General features: G+C 57.0%; 1 protein-coding gene. It reads left to right on the forward strand.

Features of this window, described 5'->3' with window-relative positions; all coding sequences use genetic code 11:
- A partial coding sequence (locus PEL01S_RS33745; RefSeq protein WP_127463293.1) for a non-ribosomal peptide synthetase occupies positions 1 to 8,154 on the forward strand: 8,154 nt, incomplete at both ends.

An 8,154-nucleotide genomic window follows, 5' to 3' on the forward strand; every position in this document is an offset into this window, starting at 1 on the left:
TATCTCTCGAAGATTGCGTCCGTACAGACGGCGGTGGTCATTGCCCGCGAAGACGAGACCGGACAAAAGCAACTGGCGGCATATTACACTTCGGATCGTCCGCTTTCCCCGGATGAGCTTAAAGCCAAGCTGGTCAAGGAACTGCCGGGCTATATGATTCCTGCTTATTTGATGCAGGTGGAGCAGATGCCGCTTACCCCGAACGGCAAGATCGACCGCAAAGCGCTCCCGGCCCCGGAAGAATTCAGTACGGGCGCAGTGGAATACGTAGAGCCCCGGACGCCTGTGGAAGCGAAGCTGGCCGAAATTTGGCAGGAAGTGCTCGGTCTTCCGAAGGTCGGAGTCAAGGACAACTTCTTCGACTTGGGCGGCCATTCGCTGCGGGCGGCGGCTTTGACGGCCAAAATACATAAGGAGATGCAGAAGAGTCTGCTTGTCCGCGAAGTGTTTTTGACGCCTACGCTCGAAGGCATGGCGCAAGTGATCGCTCGCATAGATCGTCAAGCGCAAGAGCCTATTCCGGCAATTGAGCAGAGAGACTATTATCCGGTATCTTCGGCCCAAAAACGGCTGTACATTTTGAACCAACTGAAGGGCGCCGAGCTCAGCTATAATATGCCGAAGGCTATGGCAGTCGAAGGTCCGCTCGACCGGGAACGCCTGGAGCAAGCGTTCCGCAAGCTGACGGAGCGGCACGAGTCACTGCGGACGGGATTTGAGACGGTAAACGGGGAACCGGTGCAGCGGATCTACCCCCATGTTGATTTTTCCGTGGAGTTGATGGAGGGGGGAGATACGGCAGCGGAGGAACGTATCCGGCAATTTGTACAGCCGTTTGATCTGCAGCAGCCGCCTCTCTTCCGGGTGGGACTTATCGAATTGGAGCAAGACCGCCATATCCTGCTGTTCGATATGCACCATATCATATCCGACGGCGCTTCCGTTCGCATCCTGATCGAAGAATTCGGCCGTTTGTATCGCAGAGAGAAGCTGCGCCCGCTTCCGATCCAATATAAGGATTACACCGTCTGGCAGCAGTCGGAAGCGCAGGAAGAACGAAGAAAAGCCCAAGAAGCCTATTGGCTGGATGTCTTCGGCGGAGAACTCCCGGTATTGAATATGCCGACCGACTATGCAAGACTGGCCGTACAGAGCTTTGAAGGAAATGCAATCGAGTTTGTCATCGACCGGAATCGAATGCAAGAACTGCGGCGGATGGCCGCACAAAGCGGAGCAACCTTGTATATGGTGCTGCTGGCCGCCTACACGGCTCTTTTGCATAAATATACGGGGCAGGAAGACATCATCGTGGGGACCCCGGTTGCCGGAAGAGGGCATACGGATCTTGAAAACTTGATTGGCATGTTCGTGGGAACGCTTCCTATCCGCAATTTCCCTGCGGGAGAAAAATCGTTCCTGAGCTATTTGGAGGAAGTGAAGGAGCAGGCGCTAAAAGCCTACGATAACCAGGATTACCCGTTCGAAAGATTGGTCGAAAAGCTTCATCTAAGCCGGGATTTAAGCCGCAACCCGTTATTTGACACCATGTTCGTCCTGCAAAACGGGGAGCAGGGCAGGTGGGCGATTGAAGGACTGCAATTTCATTCGTTCCCCGATGTTCATGATACGGCGAAGTTCGATTTGACCTTCCACGCGGTCGAAGAAGCGGAAGAGCTCGTCTGCCATCTGGAATACGCTTCCTCCTTGTACAAGCCGGAGACCGTCCGGCGGATGACGAAGCACTTCATCCAGTTGATCGACACCGTGACGAAGGACCCGGCGGCGAGTCTATCGACTTTGAACATCATTACGATTGAGGAAAAAACGGCGATTCTCGGCGCGTTCAACGATACGGCAGCGGCATATCCGCAGGATAAAACGATTCACGGGCTGTTCGAGGAGCAGGCGGAGCGGACGCCGGAGCAGCCGGCGGTCTTGTGCGGAAGCAGCCGGATGACGTACCGGGAGCTGAACGAGCGGGCGAACCGGCTGGCAAGAACCTTGCGGGCGCTGGGCGTGCAGCCGGACCGGCCGGTCGGGATCATCGCCGAGCGGTCGCCGGAGATGCTGGTGGGGATCTATGCGATCCTGAAAGCGGGCGGCGCCTACGTGCCGATCCAACCGGACTACCCCGAGGAGCGCATCCGCTATATGCTGGACGATTCGGGAGCCAGGCTGCTGGTCACGCAGCGTCACTTGAAGGAACGTACCGCTTTCGCAGGGACGGTCATCGAGCTGGATGACGAGTCCGTGTATCACGAGGACGGCTCGAATTTGGAGCCGATAGCCGGACCGGACCATATGGCGTACGTCATCTACACGTCGGGCTCGACGGGCAAGCCGAAGGGGGTTATGGTGGAGCACCGTCCGGTGATCAACCGGCTGACGTGGATGCAAGAGGCGTATCCGATCGGCAGCGAGGATACAATCCTGCAGAAGACCGCCATTACCTTCGACGTGTCGGTGTGGGAGCTGTTCTGGTGGGGCTTCGTAGGGGCCAAGGTGTGCCTCCTGCCGCCCGGTGGGGAGAAGAACCCCGAGCAGATCCTCGCAACGATCGACGAACAGGGCGTGACGACTCTGCATTTTGTTCCGGCGATGCTGCACGTCTTCCTGGAATACGCGGAGGGGCTACCGGAGGGCGAACTGGCGAAAAAGCTGGTGTCCGTTCGACGGGTGTTTGCAAGCGGGGAAGCGCTGACGACTTCGCAAACGGACCGGTTCCACCGGTTCATCGCGCCGGTGAACGGAGCTCGGCTGATCAACCTGTACGGCCCGACGGAAGCGACGGTCGATGTATCGTACTTCAACTGTGAGCCGGGGGAGGCGTATGCGTCGGTGCCGATCGGCAAGCCGATCTCGAATATTCGGCTGTATATTGTGGCGCCGGGCTCCAGGCAGCTGCAGCCGGTTGGCGTGCCTGGCGAGCTGTGCATCGCGGGCGACGGACTGGCGCGGGGATATCTGCACCGCCCTGAGCTGACGGCGGAGAAGTTCATAGACAATCCGTTCGAAGAAGGCGGGCGGATGTACCGGACAGGCGATCTGGCGCGCTGGATGCCGGACGGCAACATCGAATACCTGGGCCGGATCGACCATCAGGTGAAAATCCGCGGTTACCGGATCGAGCTGGGCGAAGTGGAAGCCGAGCTATTAAAAACGGCGCCGGTGCAGGAAGCGATCGTGCTGGCCCGGGATGGCCAAGACGGACAAAAGCTCCTCTGCGCCTATTTCACGGCGGACCGGCAGTTGACGGTGAGCGAGCTCAAGGGGATGCTGTCCGGCGAGCTGCCGGGGTATATGGTTCCGTCGTATTTCGTGCAGCTGGAGCGGATGCCGCTTTCGCCCAACGGCAAAATCGACCGCAAAGCGCTGCCCGCCCCGGAGGAGACGGCACTGGCCGGAGCTGAATACGTCGCCCCCCGGACTCAGGAGGAAAGGCAGCTGGTCCGCATTTGGCAAGAAGTGCTCGGAAGGAAGCAAATCGGGGTCAAGGATAACTTCTTCGATATCGGAGGCCACTCTTTGCGGGCAACCACGGTGACGGCCAAAATTCACCAAGAGATGGGCCGAAACGTGCCGCTCAAGGAGATGTTTCAATCGCCGACCATTGAAGCGTTGGCGGCAGCGATCGCGGGGATGGAGCAAGCTGAGCATTCAGCCATCAGGGTAACGGAGAAAAGCGACTTCTATCCGGTCTCTTCCGCGCAAAAACGGTTGTATATTTTAAGCGAAATCGAAGGCGCGCATCTTAGCTATAACATGCCCGCCGTCTTGACGGTCGAAGGGCCGTTGGACCGCCTCCGGCTCGAAGCAGCATTCAGAGCGTTGATCGAGCGTCATGAAATTTTGCGGACCGGCTTTGAACTGGTTGACGGAGAACCGGTGCAAAGGATTTGTCCGGATGCCGCTTTTGCGGTGGAACTTGTGCAGGCGTCGGAACATAAGGCGGAAGAGCACATTCGCAGATTCGTTCGTCCGTTCGATCTGCGGAAGCCCCCGCTTCTGCGGGTGGGGCTGATCGAAGTCGGCCCCCAACGTCATCACTTATGTATCGACATGCACCATATCGTTTCCGACGGCGCCTCCTTGGGCATTTTGATCCAGGAATTCGTCCGTCTCTACAAAGGCGAGGACCTTCTTCCGCTTCGGATTCAGTACAAGGATTATGCCGTATGGCAGCAAGCGGAGGAACAGAGCGAACGGATGAAGGCGCAGGAAGCGTATTGGTTGGACGTGTTCAAGGGCGAGCTTCCGGTGCTCCATATGCCGACCGATTATGCAAGACCCGCTGTACAGAGCTATGAGGGCGGGATGCTCCGATTTGCCATCGATCGCTCCGGAATGGAAGGATTGCGGCAAATCGCCGCACAATCCGGTTCGACGCTGTACATGGTCTTGCTCGCTGCCTATACGGCCCTGCTGCATAAATATACAGGCCAGGAAGACATCATTGTAGGCACCCCGGTTGCCGGAAGACGGCATGCGGATTTGGGCCACCTGATCGGGATGTTCGTGAACACGTTGGCTGTGCGCAATTACCCGGCCGGGGAAAAAACATTCCTGAGCTATGTCGAAGAGATCAAGGAAGCTGCGCTAAAAGCTTACGAGAACCAGGAATACCCGTTTGAACAATTGGTGGAAAATCTGGAAATCAAGCGCGACATGAGCCGTAATGCGCTGTTTGACACGATGTTTGTTCTGCAGAACGCAGAACAGGGGGAACTGCTTATTGACGGGCTGCAGTTTACGTCTCGCCCTTACGAACATACCACAGCCAAGTTCGATCTGAGCTTGTCGGTGGTCGAGGAAGCGGATGGTCTCGCATGCAGCTTGGAATATGCCGCCACGCTGTTCAAGCCGGAAACCGTTCAGCGGGTCGCGCAGCATTTTGCGCAGCTGATCGAGCAGGTCATCCACGATCCGAATGCAAAGCTTTCGTCCGTAGATATCGTTTCCGAGCAGGAGAAAACGCACATTACGGAGTTGTTCAACGACACGGCGCTGCCGTATCCTGCGGACATAACGATCCACAGGCTGCTTGAAGAACAGGCGGAACGGATGCCGGAGCAGGTGGCTGTCGTCTATGAAGCAAGCCGTCTAACCTACCGCCAGATCAACGAAAAAGCGAACCGTCTTGCGCGAACGATAAGAGCCGAAGGCATATGTCCGGACGAGCGGGTATGCATTGTGGCGGAGCGCTCCTTGGAGATGGTGATCGGCATTCTGGCCGTCTTGAAGGCCGGGGGCGCGTATGTGCCGATTGACCCGGAGTATCCGCAGGACCGCATCCGCTATATGCTGGAGGATTCCGGGGCGAAGCTGCTGCTGGTGCAGTGTCCTCTGCCGGAGGAGGTTTCTTTTGACGGCAAGCTTCTGGATCTCCGGGATGAAGCGGTTTACGACCAAGATGGTACGAACCTGGAAGCGGCGGCAGGTCCGCAGCATCTGGCTTACGTCCTGTACACCTCCGGATCGACAGGCGCCCCCAAGGGGGTTATGGTCGAGCACCGGTCGGTCGTAAATATGTTGACCCAGCTGGAGAACGAGTATCCGATGCTCCCGGGCGACGCTTTTCTTCTGAAGACGACCTATACCTTCGATATTTCCGTGCCGGAATTGTTCGGCTGGTTTTTCGGAAAAGGCAGGCTGGTCATCCTGCGGCAGGGACTGGAGAAGGACCCGGCGGCCATCGAGCAGGTGATCGAGGATCAGGGAATTACCCATATGAACGTTGTTCCTTCCATGTTCAGCGCTATGCTGAGCTACGCAAGGGAGAAGGGGACGGCAAAGCTCAACGGCTTGAGATATATTTTTTCAGGGGGAGAGGCGCTACCTTCTGCGCTGGTCAAGCAGTTCCACAGTCTGCCGTTGAAGGCAAGGCTGGAAAATATTTATGGTCCGACGGAAGCGACGATTTATGCAACGAAGTATTCGGCGGATACGAGCATGGACGAGGCGGTGGCAGTACCGATCGGCAAGCCGCTCGGGAATGTGCAGATGTGGGTTCTGGGCGGAGGAAACCATTTGCAGCCGATCGGGGTGCCGGGCGAGCTGTGCATTACCGGGGTCGGAGTAGCCAGAGGTTATCTGAACCGGTCGGAGCTGACGGCGGAGAAATTTGTCAAGCATCCATTGATGCCGGACCGCCTGATGTACCGGACAGGAGATTTGGCGCGCTGGCTGCCGGACGGGAACATCGAATACTTGGGCCGGATCGATCATCAGGTCAAAATCCGGGGCTACCGAATCGAGCTGGGAGAAATCGAGGCTCGTCTCCGAAAAGTCGGGGCGGTGAAGGAAGCGCTTGTGATTGCACGGGAGGACGAGTCCGGGCAAAAGCAGCTTTACGCGTACTTCACGGCAGAGCGTCCGCTGGCCACCGGGGAACTCCGAAGCGAATTGGCCGGGATGCTTCCGGGGTATATGATTCCGTCTTACTTCATGCAGCTGGAGCGCATGCCGTTGACGCCGAACGGCAAGCTGGACCGCAAGGCGCTGCCGGCGCCGGAAGGAAACGTGCGCACGGGAGCGGAATATGTGGCTCCCCGGACAGCGCTGGAAGTTCGGTTGGCGAATATCTGGAAAGATATCCTCCGACTACCTGAGATTGGCGTGCGGGACAACTTCTTTGAAATTGGCGGCCATTCCTTGCGTGCGGTAACGATGGTCGCTCAAATCCATAAAGAATTGAACGTGAATGTGGCGCTGCGTCAAATATTTCAAGCGCCCACGATCGAACAGCTGGCGCAAGAGATTGCGGGTATGCGGCAGCAGGTGTATGAAGCGATACCGCTGACAGGCGAAAGCTCCTTCTATCCGTTGTCATCGGCGCAGAAGCGGCTGTTCATTCTGAATCAGATCGAAGGCGCAGAGCTTAGCTACAACATGCCGAGCGTCATGAGCGTCAGCGGACCGCTGGACAAGAGTCGGCTCGAAGAAGCGTTCCGGAAGCTGATTGCGCGCCATGAGACGCTGCGGACAGGCTTTGAGCTGGCCGATGGCGAACCGGTGCAGCGCGTTTATCCGGAAGTCGAATTTGCGGTCGACTATGTGCGGCCTGAAGCGGAAGACAGCGAAGCGTTCATTCGCAGCTTTATCCGTGCTTTCGATCTTGGGAAGCCACCGCTGCTGCGGATTAGAGTCATTGAGCTTGAGACGGAGCGCCATATTTTGTGCTTCGACATGCACCATATCATCTCCGACGGTACTTCTATGGGCATTCTGATCGAAGAATTCGTCGGGTTGTACGGCGGGGACGAACCTGCACCGCTTCGGCTTCAATACAAAGACTATGCGGTATGGCAGCAAGGGGAGCTGCGCAGCGAGCGCATGAACGCGCAGGAAGCCTACTGGCGCAGCCTTTTCCAAGGGGAAATCCCGGTGCTGGATCTGCCGACCGATTATGCGAGACCTGCCGTGCGAAGCTATGAAGGGAAGTCGGTCGAGTTTATCGTCTCTTCATCCGTCACGGAGAAGCTGCGGGAGCTCGCCGTCCAAACCGGCTCAACCTTGTACATGGTCTTATTGGCGGCTTATACGGCTTTGCTGCACAAATACACCGGGCAGGAAGACCTCATCGTAGGCACGCCGGTGGCGGGAAGATCTCAAGGAGAACTGAGCGGCCTGATCGGCATGTTCGTGAACACGCTGGCGATCCGCAGCTATCCTTCGGGTACCAAGACGCTGAACGAATATGTGCTGGAAATCAAAGAGCAAGCGCTGAAAGCGTACGAGCATCAGGAGTATCCGTTCGAGGAACTGGTAGAGAAGCTGAATGTGGCTAGGGACCAAAGCCGCAGTCCGCTCTTCGAAACGATGTTTGTTCTGCAAAACGCGGAACGGAGCGAACTGACCATCGAAGGCTTGCAGTTTAAACCGCATTCGTACCGGCAGCACATGGCGAAGTTTGATTTGACCTTCAATGTGACAGAGGAAGCAGACTCGCTTGTTTGCAGCATTGAGTACGCGAGCACGCTGTTCAAGGAAGAAACCGTTCAGCGGATGGCGCAGCATTTTACGCAGCTTCTTGACGGAATCGTCCATGACCCGAATGCGACGCTTGCGTCCATCGAGATGCTGACCGCACAGGAGAAGGCGCAAATCGTAGAGGAATTCAACGATACGTCATGCCCGTACCCTGCGGACATGACA

It is taken from the genome of Paenibacillus elgii NBRC 100335, from assembly GCF_004000865.1.
In the GTDB taxonomy this organism is placed as follows: domain Bacteria; phylum Bacillota; class Bacilli; order Paenibacillales; family NBRC-103111; genus Paenibacillus_G; species Paenibacillus_G elgii.